This is a genomic window from Faecalicatena sp., from assembly GCF_058819085.1.
On sequence record NZ_JBZUUL010000004.1, the window covers coordinates 256,554 to 282,767 of the forward strand.

The window sequence follows — 26,214 nt, forward strand, 5'->3', positions numbered from 1 at the left end:
TATTCTGAATTCGGCGGGCAAAAGGGTCTGACCCCTTTGAAATCCTCCCGCCCAAATCTACTTAATCCCGCGGTTCAGCAGCTCCTCCACATCGTCCATCTGACGGACGATATCCTGCTGCCGCTCATCAAACAGCAGTCCCTTATTATAGCGGTAATACTGGTCCGATCCATTCTCCTTAATGAACCATACGCTGTAGTAATTGGCATTCAGTTCGGTGATAAACGCCACCATTTCCTGACTTTCGCCAAAGGCATCTTCCATAAAATGGAAGACATTTTGAAGTGTGGCAGATGTATATGCAATTTCCTCTTCTCGCTCATTTACTTCCCGTTCGAATAGAGCCTTTACCTCCTCAAATGCCCCATCTCCGATGAATAATTCTCCCTTGATGGTCATTGAAAAACGTTCCAGTGAAGCGATGACCCTCTTAAGGGTCATCTCCTCCCGCCGGGTCAAAAGCTCGGAGGCTTTCTCTTCTTCCAGATCCTTCTCAGCCAAACGCCGGATATCCTCCAGCATAGCTGTGACCCTGTTTTCCCTGTAGTAGATAAGATACTCATAAAGCTTTGTCACATAAGCATCTGTCATATAACAAGTTTCGAACAATTCACTAAGCTTCCCGTTGAGCAGGCTCACAATACTTAGATGCTCGTCAAATGGCGCCGCCTTGACCTTCTGTATCGTGGCTGTATTCCACTCGCCTTTCAGAATATCCTCAATGCCATAGTCTTTCTTGTATTTATAATACAGCTCCAGATAGTTTGCAAAGTCCTTGGCGATCATACGATGCTGGATATACTGGTACACCACATCACGATCCACTGTTTTATGAAGGATCTCATATACCTGAATAAGCTCTGACAGATCCTCCCAGCCGCGCGCAGTTGCAAAAAACCTGCCGTCCACGGTCGTCTCTATGCGGTAAAAATTCTCTTTGCGCAGCTCCAGATAGGAGATCACTGCCTGGTGGAGCCCCTGTTTATAGGCATATTCCTTCCACACGTCAAAGCTGGCCTCAACATCAATCTTTTTGAGCCTGTCCAATGTCACCACGTCAAAATCCCGGACAGACTTATTGTACTCCGGCGGATTCCCTGCCGCTACGATGATCCATCCCTCTGGCACCTTCTGGTTGCCGAATGTTTTTCCCTGCAGAAACTGCAGCATCGTGGGCGCGAGCGTTTCTGATACACAATTGATCTCATCAATAAACAAGATTCCTTCTTTGATCTTAGTCTGTTCCATCTTTTCGTATACAGAACCAATGATCTCACTCATGGTATACTCTGTAACTGAAAATTCCTGTCCTGCGTACACCTTCTCCTTAATGAACGGAAGTCCTACCGCACTCTGCCTTGTATGGTGAGTGATGGTATAAGCCACCAGCCCAATTCTGCACTCCCTGGCAATCTGCTCCATGATCTGTGTCTTTCCAATTCCCGGAGGTCCCATCAGAAGGATGGGCCTCTGGCGGATCGCCGGAATCCTGTATTCTCCAAACTCGTCCTTTGCCAGATAGGCTTCGATCGAATCTTTAATCTCCTGTTTTGCTCTTTTAATATCCACGCTGTTATACCTCCCTTAATGATTTCTGTCTATCTCCTGTACCCCGATCTATCCCCGGAAACTTGTTTCCAGGCGCTAAGGTCATTCACTTAAAAATCTTTTTCTTCTACCATAAGCTTTACTGCCCAGGCCGGAACCTCAACATCCCGGTAATCCTCCTGCATAAATACAAAGGCCGTCTTATAGGATGGCATTCTGGAAGGATAGATCCCGTATCCGTCCGTAAAATAGATCAGCCCCTGCAGGTTTTCAAATTCTCCTTTTTCCAACAGCTCATCCACATAGGTAAAAGCCGGCCTGAAATCTGTCCCGCCCTCACCATATAAGGTCAGCTGCGACATATACGCCTCTAACTCCTGTACACTGGTGATGCGCTTATCTGCCTGTACCTTCTCATCACATTGGATGATATGGATATTCACCTCTTTGAAGAAACTATTTTCTTCACTTAATACAGAATAAGTTTCCTCTAAGAATTTGTGGACTAATTCACCAGAACAAGACATCGAAGTATCGATCACCACAGCAAACTCCGAAATCTTTTTGACCTCTCTTGTCTCCTGCGGCTCGATCAGAGGCATGTTTCCATACAGACGCAGTCCATAGCTGTAAAATGTATAATCAAATGTATCCGGATCGACCGATATTTCCTCCTGGTATACAGAAAACTTTTTTAAAAACTCCCGGTAATCATACCGTTCCTTATTTTCAATTTTTATCTGGTCCAGTAAATCTCCTGACTTTTCAGAGGCTTCCTTGGAAAATGTCTCCAGATCTGTCTCCATACGCTCATTGATCTCCTGCCATTTCCTGTTCAGGCTGGGATCAGGCTGTCTGTCAGGCTGCTGGTTTTCCCAGTATCTGTGGTCATCCACATAAAACTCAGCCTCAAGACGTTCTAATTCCTTTTCCGACAGATCCCATTCCTTCAAGACCGCATAGACCCGTTCTGCATTGAGCACCCTTTTCTCCTGCTCCAGTCTGCGGTATGTTTCCCTTCGAAGAAGGCTCTTTGGGAAACGGACACAACGGTGGAAATTACTGTCTGTCATATGTTCCGCAGCGATATCACAGCTCAGGTTCCAGTAACGTTCATCCATCCCCGGTTTCACCATGTGCCGAAAAATGCAGTGGAATACCATATGAAGATATCCCCGGTTTACCAGAATCCTATTCTGGCGGTACAGACCGCCCAGATACCGGGGATTAAAATAAATCACACTGCCGTCCGTGCCAAATGGATCCACAGATGTGTCCATCTGATAGACAAAGCTGCTCAGCGCCACATCCAGAAAACGCATTCCCAGATAAAGCTCATCCCTTGCCGCACTCAAGATCTGATTCCCAAGAGCCTCTAATCGCACTGCTGCCTCTCTGCCATCCTGTTCTTCAAAATCTGTCATCGCTTTCATACCTCCCTTCCCCAACAGAAAACATTTCATTTTTATAGTATAAACTTTTTCGTTTCCTGCCTAAAGTTTTTTTGTTTCTCATTCATGAGATAGCTCAGTATCTCCATTTTCCCTTGTTTGGATGCAATCTCCAGAGCATACTCTAACATTTCACGGCTCCACAATCCTTCAGTAGAAATGACACGTATGTTGTGAAAAAGTTCCTGTTCAATGAGATACTTTATCGTTTCCTGAAATCGCTCCCGGATCAGATTTCTATATACCTGTCTGTCATTTTCCGTCAGCTGATAAGGACAGCGAAGCCTGCCAAAGGCTATATCCGCAAGCACTTCTATTTTATCCCACGCTGCCGCAACAGAAAACAGGCTGTCATATTTGCGGTAATCCATTTCTTTATTATAGAAGCACTGCCTGTAATTATTCCCGGAGCCATGGTGCTGTGTAAATAAAATACGGGCCGGTGTATTCTCCACAGCCTCCTCATAATGCTCTGGGAAAACAAGAACCGCACGTTTCTTTTCCTGCTCATAGAAAAAAGTAACATCTATACGCTGCCAGAGATCCTCCAGAATCTCCCTGGTACAGGATCTGTCTCCTTCTGTCATATGCACCTTTAATCTGCTCAGAGCACCGCACCCGGTAAATGCACCGCTGCCTATCTGCTGCAGCGTATTAGAAAACTCCAGCAGCCGCAGAGATTTGCATCCATAAAAAATATAATTCCCGATTTCTCTGAGAGCAGACGGGAAGATCACCTCTTCCACAGCTGTTCCTGCAAGCAGGCCTCTCTCACCCGCAAATATAGATCCCTCCTCTGTCTCATAAGAAAGCACCTCCTCCTGTTCCGTCTCCTTGTGATCCGAAAATGCATAAGGTGCTGCTTTCGTCACCGGCAGACCGTCGATCTGCTCCGGCAGGACGATCTTAGGGTCATTTCCATAACAGCGGATGATCTCTATTTCATTATTTTTTATCTGATAATCTATCTTCATAAGGCGGCCGTCCTCTTTTCCAAACTCATCTTCCCATTATAAGAGTACTGTACCATTTTTTCAAGGAGTCCCTGGATTTTCCGGTGATCCGCGCCTCTGTATTCATGCCTGTATGCCTTCTGGATACTTCTTGCATAAGGCGGCCGGATAGTGTAGTATAAAATCAGCGATTTACGAATGAGAGGGTAATTCAATGGATGAAATAGCAGTTCTGATCCCATGCTATAATGAAAGTAAGACGATCACGAAAGTGGTAAGTGATTGGAGACAGGCGCTGCCCGAAGCAGTGATCTATGTTTATGATAATAATTCATCAGACCAGACCGCCGAACTTGCTAAGCAGGCCGGTGCGGTCGTGCGGCACGAATATCTGCAGGGAAAAGGGAATGTGATCCGCCGTATGTTTCGTGAGATCAACGCAAAAGCCTATATCATGGTAGACGGTGATGACACTTATCCGGCTGAATTCGGCAGAGAAATGGTAGACCGGGTGCTGAACCGTCATACAGACATGGTAGTCGGCGACCGTCTTTCCTCCACTTATTTCCAGGAGAATAAACGGCCGTTTCATAATCTGGGTAATTCCCTGGTCCGTAAGACGATCAATAAACTATTTAAAAATGATATCAAGGATATTATGACCGGATACCGTGCCTTTAGCTATAATTTCGTTAAGACATTCCCGGTCCTTTCTAAGGGATTTGAAATCGAGACTGAAATGAGTATCCACGCCGTTGATAAAAATATGCAGGTGGAAAATGTGGTGATCGAATACAGAGACCGCCCGGAGGGCAGTGAATCCAAGCTGAATACCTACAGCGACGGCATGAAAGTCCTTCGAACCATTGCGCGGCTCTACCGGAATTACAAACCACTTGGATTCTTTTCCGGATTTGCACTATTGCTGACCATAATCAGCACGATCTTCTTGATCCCTGTAGTAGTTACTTATGCACGCACGGGACTGGTTCCGAACTTTCCGACACTGATCGTATGCGGCTTTGTATATATGGCCGCGATCATTTCCTTCTTTGCCGGGATGCTTTTATCCTCCATCGTTCAGCAGGATCGGCAGAACTTTGAGATCCGCCTGATCGCCTGCCAGTACCGGTATGAACAGCTTTTACAAGAGGATGTCTCCGGGCAGTAAGGATGCCTTGTTATTGTGCATCCGTCTTTATAGATTTTTTACAGATAGATCATCAGTAAACCGACCATCATTCCCAGAATCACCGTGAAGGTCGGTTTTTTGCTGCGGTACATTAGGATAGACTGTGGAAGGATCTCCCCAAATACAACGTAAAGCATTGCGCCGCTGGCAAATCCAAGGCTCAGTGCCAGTCCGAGCGGGCCGATATCTCCAAGAAGATAACCAAAAAACGCTCCCAGTATCGTAGGGGCCCCGCTAAGCGCTGTGATCAGAATTGCTTTCCCCTTTGCCATCCCGCCGCTGATCAGCGGAACGGAAACAGCCATCCCCTCGGGTATATTATGCAGTCCGATCAAGACCGCCAGTATCAATGCCGCACTTCCCATTACCCCCTCATTACTCGCATAGGAAGCACCGATCGTCATCCCCTCCGGTACGTTGTGAAGCGCGATCGCACATGCCATGACTACCCCGGCTATGAAGAGAGACCATCCGTTGTCTTTATTCTTCTGATGCTGGGCATAATGATCGCTGTGGATCAGCTCGTCCAGATTATCCGCTGTTTTCGGATGGGCATCAGCCTTCACATGGGGCACCTCCCGGTTGGCTCTCTCATCGATCAGATAATTCAAAAAGTAGACCATCGCAACGCCTCCCATGATAGCCAGTACTACGATCACGATATTCGTCTTTGTTCCAATGGCCTCTAATACCAGATCAAAACAGACAATACTCGTCATCACCCCCGCCGCGAAGCTCAGCAGAAGACTCACCACCTTGTTGGACTCCTTCTTGAATAGCGCTCCGATCAGACCTCCCAGCCCGGTTCCTCCAACGCCCGCGATCGCCGTTGTCAATAACAATGTCCCCATCACACCCATGTCTTATCTCTCCTGTACTCTATTTTCCTTTTTCTTATTCTCACTATGTCTATTATAGACATGCAGATGTCAAAAAGCTATCCTTATCTGTCAATTTTATATGGACTTTTTCAAAAGGGGACAGAGCGGCCTGCAAAGGGGTCAGACCCCTTTGCAGGCCGCTCTGTCCCTTTTGAGATTCCCCCTCCAGATTACCCCCGCTGTATTTGACATTTTACCCAATTAATTATACTCTATATTTTAGAATATCTGCTGATCTGCAGTGACCAGCAAGCAACAAGGAGGAAATACATCATGTCTGTTGAAAAAGTAAGAGAATATTTAAAGCAATATGGAGCCGATCACAAAATCCTGGAACCGGAGGCATCCAGCGCCACAGTGGAAGAGGCCGCCATGGCAGTGGGATGTGAGCCGGCGCGGATCGCTAAAACAATGTCTTTTACAACTTCTGCCGGGCCGATCCTGATCGTTCTGGCCGGTGATGCACGCACGGATAATAAAAAATATAAAGAAGAATTTCACGAAAAAGCAAAAATGATACGCCCGGAGGATGTGGAAACATTGATCGGACATGCACCCGGAGGCGTCTGCCCCTTTGCTGTCAATGAGGGGGTGACCGTATATCTTGATGAGTCACTGAAACGTTTTGAGACGGTGTATCCGGCCGCCGGAAGCGGAAACAGCGCGATCGAGCTGGCCCTTGATGAACTGGAAACATATTCCCGCGCAGTGAAGTGGGTAAATGTAGGAAAAGACTGGGAATAAAACATTTGCGTGCCATGTAAAAGGAGGGGGTTGTGATGTACCGTATCCTGATTATTGAAGATGACCCGGACATCCGGGAAGAACTAAAGCTGCTTCTGGAAAATGCACTTTATCATGTGGATGCGATCGTTGATTTTACAGAGACCGCCATGCAGGTCGGACAGTTGTCTCCGGATCTGATCCTTTTGGATATCCAGCTGCCCAAAATCAGCGGCCTGACGCTCTGTCAGGAGATCCGCAGGACCATGGAGGTCCCCATCATTTTTGTGACAGGCTTAGATGGTACAATGGATGAGCTTACAGGCATGATGATGGGCGGTGACGACTATATCAGGAAGCCATACCATGCCCCGCTGCTTCTTGCCCGCATTGCTGCCGTCCTGAAACGTACCGGCAGGAAGGCCCCTCAGGAGGATCCTTATCTTTTTACCTGGAAGGGATGCCGGCTAAATCTGTTGAACGGCACTCTAAAACATGGAGACACCTCTGTTGAGCTCACCAGAAATGAACTGCGGATCTGTTATAACTTATTTTCCAAAGCCGGACAGATTGTTTCCAGAGAAGATCTGATCGATGATCTGTGGGAGAACCAGATCTTCATAGATGACAATACCCTGAGCGTCCATATCACCCGCATTCGTGGTAAATTAAAGGATATCGGTGTGGAAGATCTGATTCAGACCAGGAGAGGACAAGGATATCTAATATGACATTTTGGGAATTTCTAAAAGATAAAACCATGATTCTGCTGCTGCAGCTTATCTGTATGCTGGCAGGCGGCTTTTATTTATCTGTGTGCAAAATGACTTCGGGACAGCTGCTTCTCTTTTATATCGCCTGGGCACTATTGCTGTGTGCCTTTCTTGCTATAAGCTGGTACCAGAGAAGCCGCTATTTTCAAAAACTTTATAAGCTCTTGGAGGGCCTGGACAAGCCCTACCTGCTCTCAGAAGTCATGCCTGTCTCCTGGCGCATGGAGGACAGGCTGTACCGGGACTTATTAAGGCGCTCCAACAAATCTGTCATAGACGCGGTCCACCATTTAGAAACAGAACGGACCGAATATAAAGAATTTATTGAAAACTGGATCCATGAAGTAAAGCTTCCCCTTACTTCCATGAATCTAATGTGTGACAACCGCAGCAAAACGATCCCCTGGACGCCCCAGGATACCCGCCGGCTCAAAGCCTCCTTGAGTGAATTGGAAAATGATATCGAGAAAGCTTTATACTATGCCCGTTCCGACTCTGTTTATCAGGATTATAAGATCCACAAGATTTCTCTGCATGAGGTGATCCTGGATGTGATCCGGCATCTAAAGCCTTATCTGATCCAGAATCATGTACAGATCGATGCTTTGTCCGACCTTCAGGATGAGTCTGTCTACTGCGATGAAAAATGGCTGGGTTTTATCCTGAACCAGCTTTTTATCAATTCCGTCAAATATAAAAAGGAGGACAGCTGCAGGATTCAGATACAGATCCTCCGAAAGGCAGGACAGACGGTCCTTTCGGTTGAAGATGACGGGATCGGCATCCCTGCAGAAGAGCTGGGCCGTATTTTTGAAAAAGGCTTTACCGGAAGCAATGGAAGAATGGACAGCAGGGATCACCGGCAGTCTACCGGAATCGGACTATACCTTTGCAAAAAATTGAGCCGAAAACTGGGCATTACTCTGGAGGCAGAATCAAAAGCAGGGGAATTTACCAGGATTCTCCTTCTCTTTCCGGACGGCAGCTCCCATTTCTCCCATTAAAATCTTTCGAAAACGTAAGATTACTGTAAACTACTTCCATACCTTAAAAGCACTTTATCTATTACCATGAGTATAGAGTAAACCAAGAAAGGGAGGAACCACTTATGAAAGAATTACTCCATATTGATGATGTAGAAAAGTACTACGGAGGCAAGAATCATATTACCAAAGCAATTAATCGCATATCCTTCACTGTAAACCAGGGGGAATTCACCGGCATCATGGGAGCCAGCGGAAGCGGCAAAACTACGCTGTTGAACCTGATGGCCACTGTAGATAATGTCACCTCTGGACACATTTGGTATGGCAGGGAAGATATTACCAGGATGACAGAGGATCAAATGTCAGATTTTCGTAAGAATAATCTAGGCTTTGTTTTCCAGGACTATAACCTGTTAGATACACTGACGATCAAAGAAAATATTTCCCTGGCTATGGCACTGACCAAAAAGAGCAGAGCCGAGATTGAAAAGCGCACCCGTGATATCATGGAACGGCTGGACATCTGGCCTCTTAGAGATCAGTTCCCTTACCAGGTGTCAGGGGGGCAAAAACAGCGCTGTGCATGTGCCAGGGCATTGATCAACCATCCAAAGATTGTATTCGCAGATGAGCCAACCGGGGCTTTGGACTCCAAATCAGCCCGGATGCTGCTCGACACCTTTACCTATATGAACCGGGAAATGGAAGCAACCATCCTAATGGTCACCCACGATGCATTTTCTGCAAGCTACTGCAGCCGGATCTTATTTCTAAAGGATGGGCAAATTTTCCATGAACTATATAAAGGAGATAAAACACGTAAACAGTTTCTGGACGAGATTCTGGATGTTCTTTCCCTGACGGGGGGTGACGGATATGCTGAATAAGCTCGCATTAAGAAACGCAAAACGCTCTTTCCGAAACTATTTTATTTATCTCATGACAATGGTACTCATTACCGCCCTGATGTTTGCATTCAACTCCATGATCTTTTCCGAGGATATCCAAAAGGTCTGTGCAGAAGCGGGAATGCTTGCAATGCTGATCGGTCTTGTAACATTTTTTATCGTAATCATTATCATCTGGCTGGTCCATTATATGATGAGGTTCATGGCGGAAAAAAGAAGCAGAGAATTTGCAACCTATCTGCTGCTCGGATTCCATAAAAAGCAGATCGCCAACCTCTTTTTGAAAGAAACTGTGATACTGGGAGCCGCTGCATTTCTCATCGGACTGATCCCCGGGATTTTCCTGCAGCAGATCATTGTCACACTTATCTATGCCATCGTTAACACAAAATATCAGATCCATCTGGATGTAAAACCACAGACACTGCTCATGACTGCCGGCATTTTCTGCGCTGCCTATGTACTGGCACTTTTCAGGAACAAGCGGCGTTTTAAAAAAATGAACATTCGGGATATGATGTATCTGGAACAGCAGAACGAAGAACTAAAAGGCGGAAACAAAACCGGCAGACAGTGGCTTTTTATTGTCTCTGTGCTCTTCATTCTTTTCTTCGGCTGGATGATGGCCGGGGGACATATGAACGAACACATTGTTTATCCTATGACCGCCCTGCTCATCGCATCCGTCTATCTGCTTTATGTGGGGCTCTCCGCTTTCCTGGTCAGCTATATCCAAAAAGGACATGCAGGTGTCTGGAAGGAGGCAAATGTCTTCGTACTCCGACAGATTTCCTCCAAAATAAAAACGATGCAGTTTACACTGGGCACATTGACCCTGCTTTTTATGGTTGCACTTTTGGGGGCTTCCCACGCACTCATGCTGAATGAATATCAAAACACGCAGTCGAATGAAAAATGGCCCTTTGATATTGCCATCTATCACGAAGAACCGAATTATGATTTTTCAAAGGAGATCAAGCTGTTACAAGATAAAACAAAATTAGCTTCAAAGCACGTCTATCAGATATACGAAAATAATTCGGACGATTTTTCGGAATATATGAAGCACTATTATACTGATATCCTGAACAATTCTGTCGCAGGCGACGGCGCTTACTTTAAGCACGACACCTACATGAAATTGTCTGATTATAACCGGCTTCGGGAAATGCTGGGACATAAAAAAGCTGCTTTAGAAAGAGATCAATACTTGATCCAGATCAAGGGCCGCCTTTTTGATGCTGCTTCTCGTTTTTCTGATCAACCGCTTAAGATCAGCGGGACCCAATTTGAATGTGGAGGCATCCGGACAGAAGCATTTGAACAGAACGGCCATAACGGTGCTGATTACCTGCTCGTTGTTCCTGACCAGGCTGTCGATTCCATGAAGCCTTACTATTCTCTTCTCATGGCTCAGGTAAAAGGATCTGTCCCCAAGAATCTGAAGCTGGATTTAGAAAAAATTGCGGAAAATGACACAAAAGAATCTACTGCTGATACATTATCCGGCTTTAAATATAACGAAAACAAAGGGTATGGAACCGATGTGATGTATGTAAACAACGCGGATGTTTTCGTGCGCCAGACAGAGACCCTGGAAATGAAGTCTTTGCTGTCTGTATTGATGTTCCCGCTTTTCTATGTCGGACTGGTCTTTCTATGCGTGGCACTAACCGTTCTTGCGGTTCAGCAGTTGAGTGATTCAAACAGGTATAAATATAGGCATGCACTCCTGAAAAAGCTGGGAATGAAGGAAAAAGAGTTGAATAAAACGATTTTGAAACAATTATTTCTTTACTATATGTTTCCATTTCTTGTAGCGGTTTTGATCAGCGGCGGACTGGTCCTATACGATAGCAGACAGTTTACTGCCTTTTCCGATGTAACTGCCCCTGCCTGGTCATACTTTGGACTCTCTCTTCTTTTGTTCGGCGGGATATACCTTATTTATTTTACTGCCACCTATGTTGAGTTTAAACGAAATCTGAAATCATAGGAAAAGTATTGAAAATCACAGTTCATTTTCTAGTTTTCCGCGCAGATTTAGGAAAAATTAAGAAATTTGTAAGATTAATATCATGTTAATGCAAGATTATTATGTTATATTCTCTATATAATCAATCACCCATAGGTTCTGCCGGAGATTCGTCTCATTGAAATATACGGGCCTATTCAGACGGCAGGCCCCCTAATATACGAAAGAGAGCGATTTCATGAAATTTATCCGAAGATTTCTTACATTTCTTCTTCTCTGCCTCCTCTGCACTGGTGCCTTCTTTGGGTACCGCGGATATGAGCGGTACCGGGAGGCACTGGAAGCAGTGAGTCTGGACAAGAAGGTTGCCGAGATCCAGAGCAATCCCTCTTATACTCCAATCACTGATCTGCCCCAGGTCTATCTGGATGCAGTGGTCGCCGTAGAAGATAAGCGATTTTATAAACATCCCGGATTTGATATCATTTCCATCGGGCGGGCTGTCAAAAATGATATTGAAGCAGGCCAGTTGATAGAAGGCGGAAGTACGATTACACAACAGCTTGCCAAAAACATGTATTTTAGCCAGGAGCGCAGCATCACACGAAAAGCTGCCGAACTCTTTATGGCACTGAAGCTGGAAAGAAATTACGATAAAAAAGAGATCTTAGAATTATACGTCAACAGTATTTATTTTGGAGACACCTACTATTGTGTCGCAGACGCAAGCCGGGGGTACTTTAACAAAGAACCTCGGGATATGAACGCTTATGAAAGCACGATGCTGGCAGGGATCCCCAATGCACCCTCTGCCTATTCACCGGATGTCAGCCCCGAGCTTGCCCACTTAAGACAGGAGAAGGTGATACAGAGTATGATAAAGCAGAAGTATCTGACGCGGGAAGAGGCGAATCAGATACTCGATACGGCTGCCCTGCAGGATGTAGCTGCCGAGTGAAAACGGATGGATCATAAAAATATCTTTTGCTCATGATGTCTTTTACTGAGAGATCAGCTAAGTTAGTGAGAGATACAACAAAATAGATAATGAGATGAAATCCAGACAAAATCTCATGTCTAAAATCTTGACGGGCCTGAAAATTTCTGGTATAATTTAAGCGTTGTCTGAGTAAGATATGATATATGAAGATTTTTACTCAGCATGGCGCAGTAGCCAAGCGGTAAGGCGTGGGTCTGCAACACCCTGATCACCGGTTCAAATCCGGTCTGTGCCTCTTTAAAAAGCTCTGGTCGCTTATCATCAAGCGGTCAGAGCTTTTTTGTTTTACCTTTTCTTTTTAAAATCCCAGATCATCATTCACCAGGATCACCTTGATCCTTCCCTCTATCCCGGAACTGCGGGTTACAAGGATCTGACAGCATAGAGATTTTGTACCCTTGCAGTCATAACACAGCCCTTTATTGCAGCATGGCGTCTGTGTATCCAGACGTACTGCATTGATGGCGGCTGCTTCATTTCTTGAACGGTCAACAGCATTCTCTACATTGCTTACGATCTTATTCATACCGACTATCAGAATCACATTGCGGGGACCGAAGGCAATTGCAGCGATACGGTTGGCAAACTTATCTATATTGACCAGAATGCCGTCCCTGGTAACTGCATTGGCACTTGCCAGGAAGAAATCACTGTCAAAGCACTTAAGCTCCGCCTCGCGTTTCTCTTCCGGCGTCTTACAGACATCGCGGTTGATCACTTTGTAATTTCCTTCCAGAACAGCCTGCTTTAGGCCGATCTCTGCAATGGATGCGGAGCCGCCCCAGCCTACACTGCTTTCCTCTGGGATCAGGTCAAGGGCGATTTTCAGAGCCTCTTCTTTACTGTCGGCATAATATCCAGCCATGCCTCTGGTATTCAAATTTTTTATCACATGATCTGCAAGGGACTGATTGTGTTTTTTACGATTTTCTTCCATTTTTTATCCTCCTCATTTTCACCATCAGATTAACTTTATTTACATCCATTATAAACTCAGAGGAGGCAAAAATCCATACCTGTAGATTAATGAGTCAATTCCTGAAAAAGTCCTTTTACGGTTGGGTAAATTTTTCGGAACTTCTGATACCGTTCTTCATATTTTTCCACCAGCTTTGCATCTGGTTCTACTGTTTCCACAACTTTTACAAGCTTACCTGCTGCTTCTTCCACAGATTCGTATTCTCCACAGCCTACTGCAGCCAGGATCGCACCGCCGTATCCAGGACCCTCTTCGCTTTCGATCACGTCTACTTTCAGATTCATAACATTGGCGATAATTTTTTTCCAGAGCGGGCTCTTTGCACCGCCTCCGCAGATCTTTGTACGTTCAATTTTGATTCCAAGACTTCTCGCAACTTCCAGGGAATCTCTTAATCCAAATGCAACACCTTCCAGAACGGCCTGGGTCATGTCCTCTCTTGTGGTGTCCATAGTCATCCCAATAAAAGTAGCACGCGCTTTCGGATCATTATGCGGAGAACGTTCTCCCATCAGATATGGCAGATAGAAGACCTGGTTTTCTCCTAATTTCACAATGTTTTCCTGCTCCGCTGTATATTCCTTTGTCTTTAGGATCTCATCCATCCACCATTTATTGCAGGACGCAGCGCTTAACATGCAGCCCATCAGATGATAATATCCATCTGCATGTGCAAAGGAATGAAGCGCATTGTTCTCATCCACGCCAAATGATTTACTGGAAATAAAGATCGTGCCGGAAGTTCCAAGTGAAATATTACACATGCCATCCCCGACTGTTCCCGTTCCAACCGCTGCTGCCGCGTTATCACCCGCACCTGCCGCAATCCTGACATTTCCTGTGAAACCAAATTCTTTCGCTAATTCCGGTCTCAGGCTGCCAACGATCTCGTAACTCTCATACAGCTTCGGGAGCTGTTCTTCTGTGATTCCACAAATCTCCATCATTTCCTTAGACCAGCATTTGTGCTCCACATCCAGAAGAAGCATGCCGGATGCATCCGAATAATCCGTGCAGAACACGCCGCTTAATTTATATGCCAGAAAGTCCTTCGGCAGCATGATCTTTTGAATCCTTGCAAAATTCTCAGGCTCGTTTTCCTTCATCCAAAGGATCTTCGGCGCTGTAAAGCCTGCGAATGCTATATTCGCAGTGTACCTGGACAGCTTATCCTTACCGATCATCCGATTCAGATAGTCCGTCTCTTTATCTGTACGTCCATCGTTCCACAGGATCGCCGGACGGATCACTTCGTCATTTTCGTCCAATACGACCAGACCATGCATCTGTCCGCCAAAACTAATACCCGCAACCTGGGATTTGTCGCAGTCTGCCGTCAATTCCCTGATCCCCTCCACAGTCTGGGTATACCAGTCCTGAGGATCCTGCTGAGACCAGCCGGGATGAGGAAAATACAAAGGATACTCCTTTGAAACAATATTTTCAATTTTTCCATTTGCATCCATTAAAAGCAATTTTACGGCGGATGTTCCTAAATCTACACCTATATATAACATCTGTTACCTCCATTTGTAAACAATTTAGAAAACGGAGAGCAAAGGGGCCTGACCCCTTCGCCCTCCGCTTTCAGAATATTCAGTCTATTTCCAAGGATTTTCTGTAGGATATCTTACTCCTGCCGGCTGGTTATATCCGATTTCTTCTACCGGAACGCCGATATACTTGAAGACCTCGAATAACGCTTTTCCGTGATTTCCGAATGCAACGGCGCCGTGGTGCGGATAGTTGCCTTCGATCAGTACGTGACGGTAGAATCTTCCCATCTCAGGAATAGCAAATACGCCGATGGAACCAAAGGATCTTGTTGCTACCGGAAGTACTTCGCCCTGTGCGATATATGCCCGCAGTTTGCAGTCTGCTGTGCTCTGGAGTCTGAAGAAAGTGATATCGCCTGGAATGATATCGCCTTCCAGTGTTCCCTGTGTCACTTCCTCTGGCAGCGCTCTTGCCATGATCATCTGGTATTTCATCTCGCAGAAGGAAAGCTTGCTGGAAGCCGTATTTCCGCAGTGGAATCCCATGAATGTATCTTTATGTGTATAGTTGAATTTTCCTTCGATATCTTCCTTGAACATATCTGCTGGAACAGTATTATTGATATCAAGCAGTGTGACTGCATCTTCGCTGACTACAGTTCCGATGAATTCACTCAGTGCTCCGTAGATATCTACTTCACAGGAAACCGGGATTCCCTGAGCGGTCAGACGGCTGTTGACATAACATGGAACGAATCCAAACTGTGTCTGGAATGCAGGCCAGCATTTTCCTGCAATAGCAACGTATTTTCTGTAACCTTTATGCTCCTCGATCCAGTCTTTCAGAGTGATCTCATACTGAGCGAGCTTTGCAAGGATCTCCGGCTTCTTGTTGCCTGTTCCAAGCTCTTCCTCCATTTCCTTTACCACAGCAGGTATTCTCTCGTCTCCTGCATGCTTATTGTATGCTTCAAATAAATCCAGCTCGGAGTTTTCTTCGATCTCTACCCCTAAGTTGTACAGCTGCTGGATCGGTGCATTACATGCAAGGAAGTTCAGCGGACGAGGTCCGAAGCTGATGATCTTGAGTTCACTCAGTGCAGCCACAGCTCTTGCGATCGGTCTGAATTCATGGATCATATCTGCACATTCCTCTGCAGTTCCAACCGGGTATTCCGGGATATAAGCCTTTACATTGCGCAGCTTTAAGTTGTAGCTGGCGTTGAGCATACCACAGTAAGCGTCACCGCGTCCCTGAGTCAGGCTGCTGCCTGTTTCCTCTGCTGCTGCGATAAACATTTTCGGTCCGTCAAAATGCTTTGCAAGTAATGTCTCTGCGATCTCTGGTCCGAAGTTTCCAAGGTAAACGACCAGAGCGTTGCATCCTGCTTTCTTCACGTCTTCCAGGGCCTGTACCATATGAAGTTCACTCTCTACGATACAGATCGGACATTCGTAGATCTCCTCTTCTCCGTATTTTTCCTTATAAGCCTTGATCAGCGCCTCTCTTCTTGTTACGGAAAGACTCTCCGGAAAACAGTCTCTGCTGACAGCCACTACTCCAATTTTTAATTCTGGCATGTTGTTCATTCTATGTACCTTCCTTTCTTGAAACTAAAACTTTATGATAGAAACTCATTTGTTACCTTGTAAAAGAAATACGTCTGCAGACCTCCCTTAGCTGTTGTTCTGCCCAGCTTATTCTAAGGTGATATTCTCTCCCTTTAATCCGCAGAATGCGCCCCCGATCCCCGCATCTTCGTGAGCGATCAGCCACTTATTCTTCGCGGTGATCAACCGGTCTTCGCCCTCTTTACCAGCATCAAAGGTCAGCTCCGTGTTCGTATCCTTCGGCAGGATAACGACGCATCTGAATCCTCCTTTTACAGCTGTACATGGAGCATAGTGCAGTGTCGTTGCATAGACCTCGATCACGGTTCCCGCAGGCACCAGAAATGCTTCCACTAAAGAAGTATCATATGTATAGTCTTCCTTAATATCCTGCTGCGCACCGATCAGAAGGATCAGATCTGTCACTGCAATATTAATCTCCGATGAGCGGTGGTATTCCAGCGCATTCAGCTTATGGTTGTCTCCGTTGCAGTATCCGATCTGAATCGGCAGCCCTCCGTATGCTCTGTTCTTAAACGCCTCCGCTTCCGGCAGTGCCTCCATCTCTTCCACTGACGGCACATAGATTACATCCTCCGGCAGTGGTGTGTGCTCCATCTCTTTCAGGATCCTGCTGATTGAATATCCTTCCAGAACCTTTCCGTACTTTCCAAATGAAGCATCCGTTACTTTCTGAATTTCCATGGTATTCCCTCCTAAGAATCTTACATGTCTTATGAGGTCATTTTATCAATTTGCAATTCTTTTTTCGACCAAATACTTATCTAATCAATGTCACTTTCTTGTCTTTTTACGGTATTCGCTGGGCAGCATTCCGTACTTTTTCGAAAATGCTTTTGCCAGAGCCTTACTGTTCGGAAAACCATTTTCCAGAGCGATCTCACTTAATGTCCTCTCTGAATTTGCAAGCTCCTGGTATGCATATTCCACACGGATGCTCTGCAGGTAAGACTTGTAATTGATTCCTGCGTATTTCTGGAACATCCTGGAGAGATAGGTCGGCGAATAACCGAAGATCTCCGCCAGCCGTTCCAGGGAAAGCTCCTCCGAATAATGCTCCTTGATATAAGAAGTGATCACAGACAGCCTGCTCAATTTCCGGTTCTTTTTCACCATCTCATCGCTGACTTCCGTCTCTCTGTATTTCGTCACCATCAGGTATAAAAGTTCGTAAAAAAGCCCCTGCACCTTAAGGTCATATCCACATTTCTTTTCCGTATAAGCACGATAAATATCAGAAATCACGCCCATCACCCGCTCATCCTGTGCCTTGGGATCATGGGTAAAACTGATAAACTGCTCTCCCGTAAAATACTTTTCAAACGTTTTCAGCGGGATCTGTACCACCACTGTCATATTCGGTTCCGGGGAGTCCACCGAATGAATCTCATTGGAATTGACCAGCATAAATTCGCCCGGCATCAACGGGTAACGTTCCTGATTAATGTAAAAGGTAAGCGACCCCTCAAACACCGCAAAAATCTCGATCGAACGATGCCAGTGTTTGTCCCGGAAATAATTTCCTCCACGCCCCTCGAATATGAACATTTTAAAAGGTAAGTCTTCGTTCGGTACGATCAACTCATGGCTGAACTCCATAGGTTCCACTCCCCTTCTGATTATTTGTCTGAAAATTCTCCCCGATCAAGGTATATTTCATTTTTATACAGTATACCAAATTACAGCTCCCGCCACAACAATATAGGGAATATGGCCTGAATAATTTCAATAAATCAGAAAATAGCGAAAATGAGGAGCAAAAGGGTCAGGCCCCTTTGAAAGGGGCCTGACCCTTTTGCTCCTCATTTTCAGAATATTCTCAAATCAACGGCACGACCTTCCCCGCCGCCACATCAACGATCCCTTTATCCGAGATCTTCAGTGCGGGGCTTGCCAGAAGTGATAAGGTACACAATGACATAATTGGATTATAATGCCGATACCCCTGTCGGCACAGTGCTTCCCTTACCTTTTTCAAACCATCGCCAATCTGTGCAGATGGAGCATCCGACAGGATGCCGCCGATATTCAGCTGCAGGCTGGCTTTTAACTCACCTTCATCTGTGACTGCGATCCCACCCTGGTCTGCGATCACGGTGTTGACTGCCAGCGCAAGGCTCTTCTTGTCACTGCCCACTGCCAGAAGATTGTGGTGGTCGTGTGCATATGTCGTAGCCACCGCGCCGTGTTTGATCACATCCCCTGTTACAAATCCATATCCGATATTCCCAAAACCATCCCGCTTTGTATGATGGGTCTTTCCATAACGTTCAAACACTACCGCAAGCAGGTAAGGTGTATTCTCCCACTGTATTTCACCGTCTTTTACGGGCATCCATACCTGCTTTCTGCCGGTCTTTGTAGAACCGTCGGTCACGACCATCACCTCAGTTAATACTTTGTCCGCTGTCGCCTCATCCCTGTCCTCCGCTGTATACACAGAGAATACCTCTTCCGTTACCGCCGGAAGATGGATCGTATGCCGGTAAGATGCCGGGAATCCGCTCTGTTTAAAATCAGCTGTCTGACTCGAGGCATGCATCCTGTCTGCCGGAGCATTTTTCCGGTAAATACATCTGCCCCGTTTAAAGGTAGAATCGACACGAAATGTTTCCACATCATCCAGCAGCACAAAATCTGCCAGCTTCCCGGGTGTAAGCATCGTCCTGTCCGTAAACTTCATTCTCATGGCATTGGTATATGTGGCATGATAGACCGCACGCTCGGGTGGCATTCCCAGCTGGACCGCCTTTCTGACCACCGCATCCAAATGCCCCTGCTCCATCAGCGTATCCGCCATAACATCATCTGTCACAAAACCAAAATGTCCATAGAGGTTATTTTCCTCAATAAATGACAGCACTTCCGGTCTCAGCATTTTTTCCTGGATCTCTATAAACATGCCGTTAAAAAACCTCTGCTTTAATTCTTCCAGACTGTGTTCCGTGTGGTCACTGTCAATCCCCAGATAGATAAATTTAGCCAGATCCAGATCCAGCAGAGACGGGCAGTGTCCTTCTATAACAACATCGGGCCGTTGCGAAGACAGATATGAAAGCATCCTGCTGATCTCAAGCTGGTTCTCCCGGATGATCTGCCGGTAATTCATGACTTCCCCCATGCAGGCTACCCGCGGATGTTTCAGCAGCTCTTTCATTTCCTCAAATCCGATCACGCCTCCTGTCGTTTCAAGCTCCGGTGAAGTCGAAGGTACACAGCTTGGAATTCCATAAAAAATATCGATGGGGGACTGCTCTCCCGCTTTCATCATGTCCAGAATCCCCTTCATCCCGTTTACATTCGCCATCTCATGAGGCTCAGAGACCACTGTCGTCACTCCACACTGCGCCAGCCGCTCTCCCATAGAATTCGGGGTCATCATAGAACTTTCAATATGCATATGGATATCGATCAATCCCGGAACCATATATTTTCCTGTTCCGTCAATTGTCTGTTCTGCCCTGGTCAGCCTCTCCTTTTTTAGATCAACATGGTAGATCCTGCCGTCCAGAATGTACACATCTGCAGGATAGAAGCGCTGAAAAACCGTATTATAAACAGATACATCCTTAACCAGCATATCTGCAGTCTTTGCACCTGCTTTTTCCGAATCACGCATCTTTGTCTCCTCCGTTACCGCATCTCTGTTTCCCATAAACTGCCTCCTTACCCGCAAATTCAAGTACATCCCGGTGGTGGCAAAGCACATGTCATACTCTGCGTAACACCATACCTCTTCGCGATTCTGCCATCTGCCCTAATCTGCCGCCACAGTATATCTCTCAGAACTCCGGCCATTCTATCTGATCAGTGTGTAAAAATACAGGATACAGACTGCCGTCAGGATATACAGTACATAGTTGATCTCTTTTCTCTTCCCCGCCATCAGCTTCATCAGCAGATAGACCGGAATTGCAAGACAGATCCCGTTTGCAATGTTATTTCCAAAGATCGTAAAGGCGATACAGATAAATGCCGGAAATGCTTCTGTCAGATCCTCGTAATGGATATTTTTCATAGAACTGAGCATCCCAATCCCTATGACCATCAAAGCCGGCGCCGTAGCTGCGGAAGGGATCATCAGTGCCAGCGGGGTAAATAGCAGGGTGAGCGCGAATGCAATACAGGTTCCTACTGCAGTAAGTCCTGTTTTTCCGCCCGCCTCAACGCCTACGGAAGACTCAAGGTAGGTTGTCATACTGGGAATCCCAAACAGACCTCCGACTACTGTCGCCAGTGCATCCACCTTGAAGCACTTATCGATCCCCGGAAGGTTGCCGTCCTCATCCAGATAACCTGCCTTCGCACCTACACCAAGCACAGTTCCGAATGTGGAAAAGAAATCCGGCACAAACAGCGCGATCAAAAACGGGATATAAGCAAAATTCAAAGCACCAAGGAAATCGATTCTCATAAACTGCGGCCCCGGGCTGACAGGCAGCGCAAAAATATGCTCCGGCATCTTCGTAATTCCCATCGGGATACCGATCAGTGTAGTCACGAAGATCGCAATGATCATTCCCCCTGGAATATTTCTGACCTTTGCCAGCATGATCAGCACAAATCCGATCAGAGCAAGAAGAACCGTCGGAGAAGTCAGATCCCCGAAGCCCAGGCTGTTTTTGGCCTCATTTGCAACGATCAGGCCGCAGCCCTTTGCTCCGATCAAAGCGATAAAAAGTCCCACACCCGCGCTGACCGCCTGCTTCAGGCTCGGAGGGATGACTTTCACAACAGCTTCCCTTAATCCAAAGAAGGAAATCACGCAGAACAGGATGCCGCTCCAAAAAATAACTCCCGCCGCGATCTGTGGCGAAATATTCTCATTTGCGATCATTCCTGCTACGATACTGACACTGCCAAGCCCCGGTGCAAGAGCAAAAGGGCGGTTGGTGTAAAATGCCATCCCCAGGGTGGTGGCAATGATCAAAAAGATCATGACTGTCAGGACGACATTGCGGTCCAGTCCTGCGCTCCCAAGCATATTCGGCACCGTGGCGAGCACATACGCCATTGTAATAAAAGTTGCAAATCCTGCCATCAATTCTGTCTTGATACTTGTCTGATATTCCTTCAATTGAAACTGCTTCTCGATCCAGGCTTTCATTTGTAACTCCTTTCATGGAAAATGATTTATTCTGCTTTTATTTTACGTGGAAATTATATATAATTCAAATATATATATTCTATATTTTTTATGCACTCAGGCTATAGACACAGGTTTCTCATGAATACAAGATGAGGTGGATGGGATGGAAGTAAAAGAAGCAAAATATATTCTGGCAATCGCCAAGTATAAAAGTATCAACAAGGCTGCAAAGGCATTGTATATCTCGCAGCCCTCACTGAGCAAATACCTGCAGAACCTGGAATTCCGAATGAATACCAAGCTGTTCAGCCATATCCATAATGAATATGTTCCCACATATATTGGGAAAAGATACCTCCATTATGCAAAAAAAATGGTGGAACTGGAGAATGAATGGAATGCAGAATATAAAGACTTGATGGATGTAAAAAAGGGACAGCTTAACATCGCTATCCCCATCGTCCGCAGCAACTGTCTGATCCCAGACACGGTAGCCGAGTTTCACAAAAAATATCCGAACGTGAATGTCAACATCTTCGAAGCTGCCCACTCCGTAGAACGGATGCTGCTAGAAGAAAGTGAAAAGGACCTTGCGGTCTACAATGTCAGCACATTTCCTAAGAATTTGGAGTATCAGGTCATCGGCCGCTCCGAGATCGTCCTGGTGGTCCATCAGGATCACCCTGCCATTTTAAAGGCCATAAAAAAGGAAGGTTACCGGCACCCCTGGATCGACATCCGCGAACTAAAGTCAGAAAACTTCGTCCTGCTATACGAGCAGCAGACCACAGGAAAAGTCATTCAGGAGCTATTTGACAGTGCGGGGATCAAACCCAATGTTTGGATGAGAACCAGGAGCAGCGAGGTTGCCATCAGCATGGCTTCGAAAAACGCCGGGATCACGCTCGCCGCAGAAGGGTATGTGGAGCATATGGGACAGAATTCAAGGGAAGTGGTATGCCTGTCTACCGGAGACCGGCAGATCTACACCACAATGATAGCCGCCTACAGGCCGGGACAGTATCTGCCTGAGTACGTCCAGGATTATATAGATATTGTAAAAAAAGTCATGCGGTGCAGGTTCTCTCTTTAAGAACCTGCACGGTGTAAGTTAATCCGCCTTTACCTCATCCTCCTGGCGGTACACTACTTCCCCATCCACGATCGTATAAAGTGTATGGGTAAATACTTCCATCGGATTCCCGTCAAATACCGCGATGTCCGCATCCTTCCCCGGCTCCAGGCTGCCCACCCGGTCATCCACACGGCAGATCTGAGCAGGATTGATCGTGAGCGCCTTAAGTCCTTCTTCCATAGTCATGCCATATTTCACCGCATACCCGGCACAAATGGGAAGGTATTGGATCAAAGCTACCGGATGGTCCGTCGTCACAGCAACCTTCACTCCGGCATCCGCAAGGATTCCCGCAGTCTTAAAACTCATATACTCCACCTCGATCTTAGAGCGGGAGGTCAGGTCTGTTCCTGAGATGACCGGAAAACCGGAGGCAACGATTTCCTCTGTGATCAAATGACCTTCTGTGCAATGGTCCAGTGTAAGATCCAGATCAAATTCCTTTGCGATACGGATCGCCGTCAGGATATCATCAGTCCTGTGAGCGTGCGCTTTCATCGGGATCTCCTTTTTCAACACCGGGATCCACGGCTCCAGATCAAAATCTTTTTCCTTTAGACTGCCTGACTCACGCTTTTCCATGTACTGTACCGCCTTAAAGAGTTCCCTGCGCAGCATGTATGCCGTTCCCATCCTGGTCGCAGGACAGAGACTTTGATCCCCATAAACGGTCTTAGGATTCTCTCCGAACGCGATCTTCATAGCCGCAGGAGCCTTTACGATCATCTGGTCCATGCATCTTCCGTGGGTCTTCATAAATACAAACTGGCCTCCCACCACATTCGCACTCCCGGGGCCTGTCATGACCGAGGTGATCCCCGCCTGGATCGCATCGTGAAATGCCGGATCCAGAGGATTTACCGAATCCAGTCCACGCAGAGCCGGCAGCACAGGATTCGTCTGCTCATTGCAGTCATCCCCGATCGCACCGCTCTTCTCCTCTGTCAGTCCGATATGCGCATGTGCCTCGATCAGTCCCGGCATAACCCAGGCCCCTTGAACATCCAGGATGGAATCCTGAGGATCAGATAATTCTTCCATCTCCCCCACTTTAACGATAACTCCGTCCCGGATCTTCACATACCCATTTTCAATCACCGGCCCGGCCATTGTAAATATTCTCCCATTTGTGATCAACATAAAAATAGTCCTCCCGCAAAATACTATCTAAGATTTCATATCCGGCTTACCGCCCTTTATCCAATATAGTATCTGCAGCAGAACTATTTTACATACCTGCGCACTGCTTTTTTATATTACTATAGTCCACATACTATTTATACGTCTTCCTTCTGCACATGATGAAGAAGCCCTCTTTTCACATCACTTTTCTATAAAAAATATTCTACCTGTACACATACTCCCGCCGTCAGTCTCCATTCCTTCCCATCTATTTTCAGGGTTCCGCCGTCTCTGTCAGCCGTCACGTTGAGAATTCCTTCCTTATAGGTAATATCCACCTTTCCGTCCTTGACTGGCACCGTACAGTCCAGTTCTTTAAAAAACCCAAGCCGGGGACTCACCTCAAAGGCCTCATATCCCGGCTTTGTCGGATACACGCCCAGATAATATTTACCCAGCAGATAGATCGGACTCGCTCCCCATGCATGGCACAGACTTTTCCCAAAAGGATCGCCATACATCCCATACTGTTCTGCCTCAGACTGCTTAGGATCGAACTCTTCCCAAAATGTGACCGCACCCTTCGAAAGCATTCCACCCCAGTACTCTTTCACGCGTTTCAGCACCTCACCCAGATATCCAAGCTTCGCCAGCACGTCCATTTCGTAAAATTTAAAATACGGCGTGCTGATCGCAGTGACTTTTTCATTAAATAGTACATTCTTCACAATAGCTTCTGTCTGTTTCTCATCCGCAATATCAAACAAAACCGCAAATATATTCGCATGACGGGTAACATTTCGTTTTCCCGACTCAAAACTGTCGATAAAAGCACCTTTTTCCTCATCCCAGAAGAATTTTATGATATTTTTCTTCAAAGCCGCAGCTTTTTCCACATAATAATTCCCCGGCATGCCAAGCAAATCCATACTCTCTGCCATCGTCTCATAGCATTTCAAAAGCAGCATCTGCTCCGCTGCGATCACACCTGTTTTATCCATATCGCACCAGTCGATGAAGATCCAGTCCTGCTCTCTGCCATAAAGGAATCCGTTTTCGTCTGTCTGGGCCTCACAAAGATCCATCAGTGCCTGCATTTTTTCAAATACCATGTTCAAAAATTCTGTGTCGCCTGTCATCCGGTAATGGTCCGCTATGGAGATCACCCATAAAAGGGAGTAATCCACAATGGTGTTGATGTGCTGCCTGATCTCCCGGTTACCGCGCAGTGCAAGGATAGTCCGCTTATTGATATCCTCGTCAAAAAACAGGTAAGGATTCACAAAATAACTCTGGTAAGCATCCCCCGACCAGATCCACCGGTCACGCTTGATCCCGTCGATAAAAAACAGTCCGCTGCAGAGCTGATAGGTCTTTTTTGCCACATCCCAGATCTGATCCAGCAGCTCATCATCCGAAGAAAATTCTGCCTTTACTTCGATCGGAAAATGTTCATGGACGGCATAGCAGTCTATTTCTTCTATGCGGCAGTCAGGAATGTACAGATACCGGAACGCCCGCTTGCGTATCGTACTGTCTGGTGTTACGTTTTCCTGCTTATAATAACACCACTGCGTATCCAGAGCCTCCCGGTCTGATTCCCCAAAGCAGATCGTGACCACCGGCTTTGTCTGCTTTACTTTTACCGTGCCGTTTACCATCCTTGCAAAATCAAACAGTACGCCGCCGTTTACTTCTTTTTTGCTTACCGGGTATACTTCCTGCTCTTCAAAATAAACGCGGTTCGGATCCTGCTCCTTTTCCTGATACAGCTTAGATGCTCCTGCAGGCCTGCCTGTCTCAAAATCATCCGCCGTCCAGCTTTCATCCGAACGAATGACATTACCGGCAGCATAAATGCACGGCAGTCCCGTCATATTTCCTATGCAGACTGTAATCTCAGTGTGCCCGGGATCACAGTAGATCATTTCCTCAAATGCATGCTTCTTTCCATTGACCTCAACATATCCCTGTCCGATTCCCCGGACACTGAACTCCTCTGCCGCTTCTAACTCATACTCTTTTGTAAACTTTACATTCTTGTGCCAGTCATCCATTTTCCAGTATGCAGGCCAGCCGTATCCACGCTCCTCACGCTGAAAATTCTGCAGCATCCCATGATAAATCTCAAGATCTCCCGGATACCAGATCCATTTTGCACTCTTTACTGCCATATTATGATCTCCTTTCATTCCGCAGCTTTCAAGATTCATTTGAGCCTTCTTTTCTGACTCTGTTTTTCATAAATCATTTGCCTATCCCCTCAAACTGCACCTTCAATCAGCTCACAACATTCTTCTCTGCCTATGTAAGTTGCCTTTATTATAAAGATCACTGCTTTGAACAACAATTGTTAAATTTAAGCAGTTTT

Annotated in this window: 21 protein-coding genes and 1 tRNA gene; 9 read left to right on the plus strand and 13 right to left on the minus strand. The window is 46.2% G+C overall.

The window, feature by feature from the left end; genetic code table 11:
- Nucleotides 1-57 precede the first annotated feature (57 nt).
- From AC4OGX_RS03270 to AC4OGX_RS03280, 3 genes are all read right to left on the minus strand, one after another.
- A complete protein-coding gene (locus AC4OGX_RS03270) occupies nucleotides 58-1,569 on the minus strand; it encodes an ATP-binding protein (RefSeq protein ID WP_493328421.1) in 1,512 nt (503 codons plus the stop codon).
- An 89-nt stretch (nucleotides 1,570-1,658) separates the two neighbouring features.
- Nucleotides 1,659-2,981, minus strand: a complete 1,323-nt coding sequence (locus AC4OGX_RS03275) for a vWA domain-containing protein (RefSeq protein WP_493328422.1) — start codon at nucleotides 2,979-2,981, stop codon at nucleotides 1,659-1,661.
- 32 nt (nucleotides 2,982-3,013) lie between these two features.
- On the minus strand, nucleotides 3,014-3,973 hold the full coding sequence (locus AC4OGX_RS03280; protein WP_493328424.1) for a leucine-rich repeat protein: 960 nt from the start codon (nucleotides 3,971-3,973) through the stop codon (nucleotides 3,014-3,016).
- 193 nt (nucleotides 3,974-4,166) lie between these two features.
- On the opposite strand from AC4OGX_RS03280, the gene AC4OGX_RS03285 reads away from it, so the two are divergent.
- Nucleotides 4,167-5,123 (plus strand): glycosyltransferase family 2 protein, encoded by a 957-nt coding sequence (locus tag AC4OGX_RS03285; protein WP_493328425.1) that lies wholly within the window; start codon nucleotides 4,167-4,169, stop codon nucleotides 5,121-5,123.
- A gap of 38 nt (nucleotides 5,124-5,161) precedes the next feature.
- On the opposite strand, the gene AC4OGX_RS03290 is transcribed toward AC4OGX_RS03285, so the two are convergent.
- Nucleotides 5,162-6,004, minus strand: coding sequence for a ZIP family metal transporter (locus tag AC4OGX_RS03290; protein WP_493328427.1), 843 nt, complete (start codon nucleotides 6,002-6,004; stop codon nucleotides 5,162-5,164).
- Between the two features lie 294 nt (nucleotides 6,005-6,298).
- Here AC4OGX_RS03290 and AC4OGX_RS03295 point away from each other — a divergent pair, with 294 nt between their 5' ends.
- From AC4OGX_RS03295 to AC4OGX_RS03325, 7 genes are all read left to right on the plus strand, one after another.
- Complete coding sequence (locus AC4OGX_RS03295) at nucleotides 6,299-6,769, plus strand: YbaK/EbsC family protein (RefSeq protein ID WP_493328429.1); 471 nt, start codon at nucleotides 6,299-6,301, stop codon at nucleotides 6,767-6,769.
- A 35-nt stretch (nucleotides 6,770-6,804) separates the two neighbouring features.
- Nucleotides 6,805-7,479 carry a response regulator transcription factor gene (locus AC4OGX_RS03300; protein ID WP_493328533.1) on the plus strand — a complete coding sequence of 225 codons (675 nt, stop codon included), beginning with the start codon at nucleotides 6,805-6,807 and terminating at the stop codon, nucleotides 7,477-7,479.
- The gene (locus AC4OGX_RS03305) at nucleotides 7,476-8,525 is read left to right on the plus strand and encodes a sensor histidine kinase (RefSeq protein WP_493328431.1); all 1,050 of its coding nucleotides are present in this window, start codon (nucleotides 7,476-7,478) and stop codon (nucleotides 8,523-8,525) included. The genes AC4OGX_RS03300 and AC4OGX_RS03305 overlap by 4 nt, the downstream gene beginning before the upstream one ends.
- A gap of 104 nt (nucleotides 8,526-8,629) precedes the next feature.
- On the plus strand, nucleotides 8,630-9,394 hold the full coding sequence (locus AC4OGX_RS03310) for an ABC transporter ATP-binding protein (protein ID WP_493328432.1): 765 nt from the start codon (nucleotides 8,630-8,632) through the stop codon (nucleotides 9,392-9,394).
- On the plus strand, nucleotides 9,384-11,411 hold the full coding sequence (locus AC4OGX_RS03315) for an ABC transporter permease (protein WP_493328433.1): 2,028 nt from the start codon (nucleotides 9,384-9,386) through the stop codon (nucleotides 11,409-11,411). Before AC4OGX_RS03310 ends, AC4OGX_RS03315 begins: the two co-directional genes overlap by 11 nt.
- Nucleotides 11,412-11,628: 217 nt before the next feature.
- Nucleotides 11,629-12,348 (plus strand): transglycosylase domain-containing protein, encoded by a 720-nt coding sequence (locus AC4OGX_RS03320; protein ID WP_493328434.1) that lies wholly within the window; start codon nucleotides 11,629-11,631, stop codon nucleotides 12,346-12,348.
- A gap of 206 nt (nucleotides 12,349-12,554) precedes the next feature.
- Nucleotides 12,555-12,625: transfer RNA gene (locus tag AC4OGX_RS03325), tRNA-Cys, on the plus strand.
- Nucleotides 12,626-12,688: 63 nt separating this feature from the next.
- Here AC4OGX_RS03325 and AC4OGX_RS03330 read toward each other — a convergent pair.
- The 7 genes from AC4OGX_RS03330 to AC4OGX_RS03360 all read right to left on the minus strand — a co-directional run bounded on the left by AC4OGX_RS03330 (nucleotide 12,689) and on the right by AC4OGX_RS03360 (nucleotide 21,604).
- On the minus strand, nucleotides 12,689-13,327 hold the full coding sequence (locus tag AC4OGX_RS03330) for a lactate utilization protein (RefSeq protein WP_493328435.1): 639 nt from the start codon (nucleotides 13,325-13,327) through the stop codon (nucleotides 12,689-12,691).
- Nucleotides 13,328-13,413: 86 nt separating this feature from the next.
- Nucleotides 13,414-14,886, minus strand: a complete 1,473-nt coding sequence (gene xylB / locus AC4OGX_RS03335; protein ID WP_493328436.1) for a xylulokinase — start codon at nucleotides 14,884-14,886, stop codon at nucleotides 13,414-13,416.
- Between the two features lie 84 nt (nucleotides 14,887-14,970).
- A complete protein-coding gene (locus AC4OGX_RS03340; protein WP_493328438.1) occupies nucleotides 14,971-16,455 on the minus strand; it encodes an L-fucose/L-arabinose isomerase family protein in 1,485 nt (494 codons plus the stop codon).
- Between the two features lie 108 nt (nucleotides 16,456-16,563).
- Nucleotides 16,564-17,181, minus strand: coding sequence for a DUF4867 family protein (locus AC4OGX_RS03345; protein WP_493328440.1), 618 nt, complete (start codon nucleotides 17,179-17,181; stop codon nucleotides 16,564-16,566).
- 90 nt (nucleotides 17,182-17,271) lie between these two features.
- On the minus strand, nucleotides 17,272-18,096 hold the full coding sequence (locus tag AC4OGX_RS03350) for an AraC family transcriptional regulator (RefSeq protein WP_493328441.1): 825 nt from the start codon (nucleotides 18,094-18,096) through the stop codon (nucleotides 17,272-17,274).
- A gap of 220 nt (nucleotides 18,097-18,316) precedes the next feature.
- Complete coding sequence (locus AC4OGX_RS03355) at nucleotides 18,317-20,116, minus strand: adenine deaminase C-terminal domain-containing protein (RefSeq protein WP_493328534.1); 1,800 nt, start codon at nucleotides 20,114-20,116, stop codon at nucleotides 18,317-18,319.
- A 180-nt stretch (nucleotides 20,117-20,296) separates the two neighbouring features.
- Nucleotides 20,297-21,604, minus strand: coding sequence for an NCS2 family permease (locus AC4OGX_RS03360; RefSeq protein WP_493328442.1), 1,308 nt, complete (start codon nucleotides 21,602-21,604; stop codon nucleotides 20,297-20,299).
- A gap of 145 nt (nucleotides 21,605-21,749) precedes the next feature.
- Between AC4OGX_RS03360 and AC4OGX_RS03365 the strand changes: the two genes are divergently transcribed.
- Complete coding sequence (locus AC4OGX_RS03365) at nucleotides 21,750-22,679, plus strand: LysR family transcriptional regulator (protein ID WP_493328443.1); 930 nt, start codon at nucleotides 21,750-21,752, stop codon at nucleotides 22,677-22,679.
- 18 nt (nucleotides 22,680-22,697) lie between these two features.
- Here AC4OGX_RS03365 and AC4OGX_RS03370 read toward each other — a convergent pair whose 3' ends face one another.
- Together AC4OGX_RS03370 and AC4OGX_RS03375 are read right to left on the minus strand one after the other, a co-directional pair.
- The gene (locus AC4OGX_RS03370) at nucleotides 22,698-23,861 is read right to left on the minus strand and encodes an amidohydrolase (protein ID WP_493328444.1); all 1,164 of its coding nucleotides are present in this window, start codon (nucleotides 23,859-23,861) and stop codon (nucleotides 22,698-22,700) included.
- A 191-nt stretch (nucleotides 23,862-24,052) separates the two neighbouring features.
- A complete protein-coding gene (locus tag AC4OGX_RS03375) occupies nucleotides 24,053-26,017 on the minus strand; it encodes an alpha-L-rhamnosidase-related protein (protein WP_493328445.1) in 1,965 nt (654 codons plus the stop codon).
- Nucleotides 26,018-26,214: the final 197 nt, after the last annotated feature.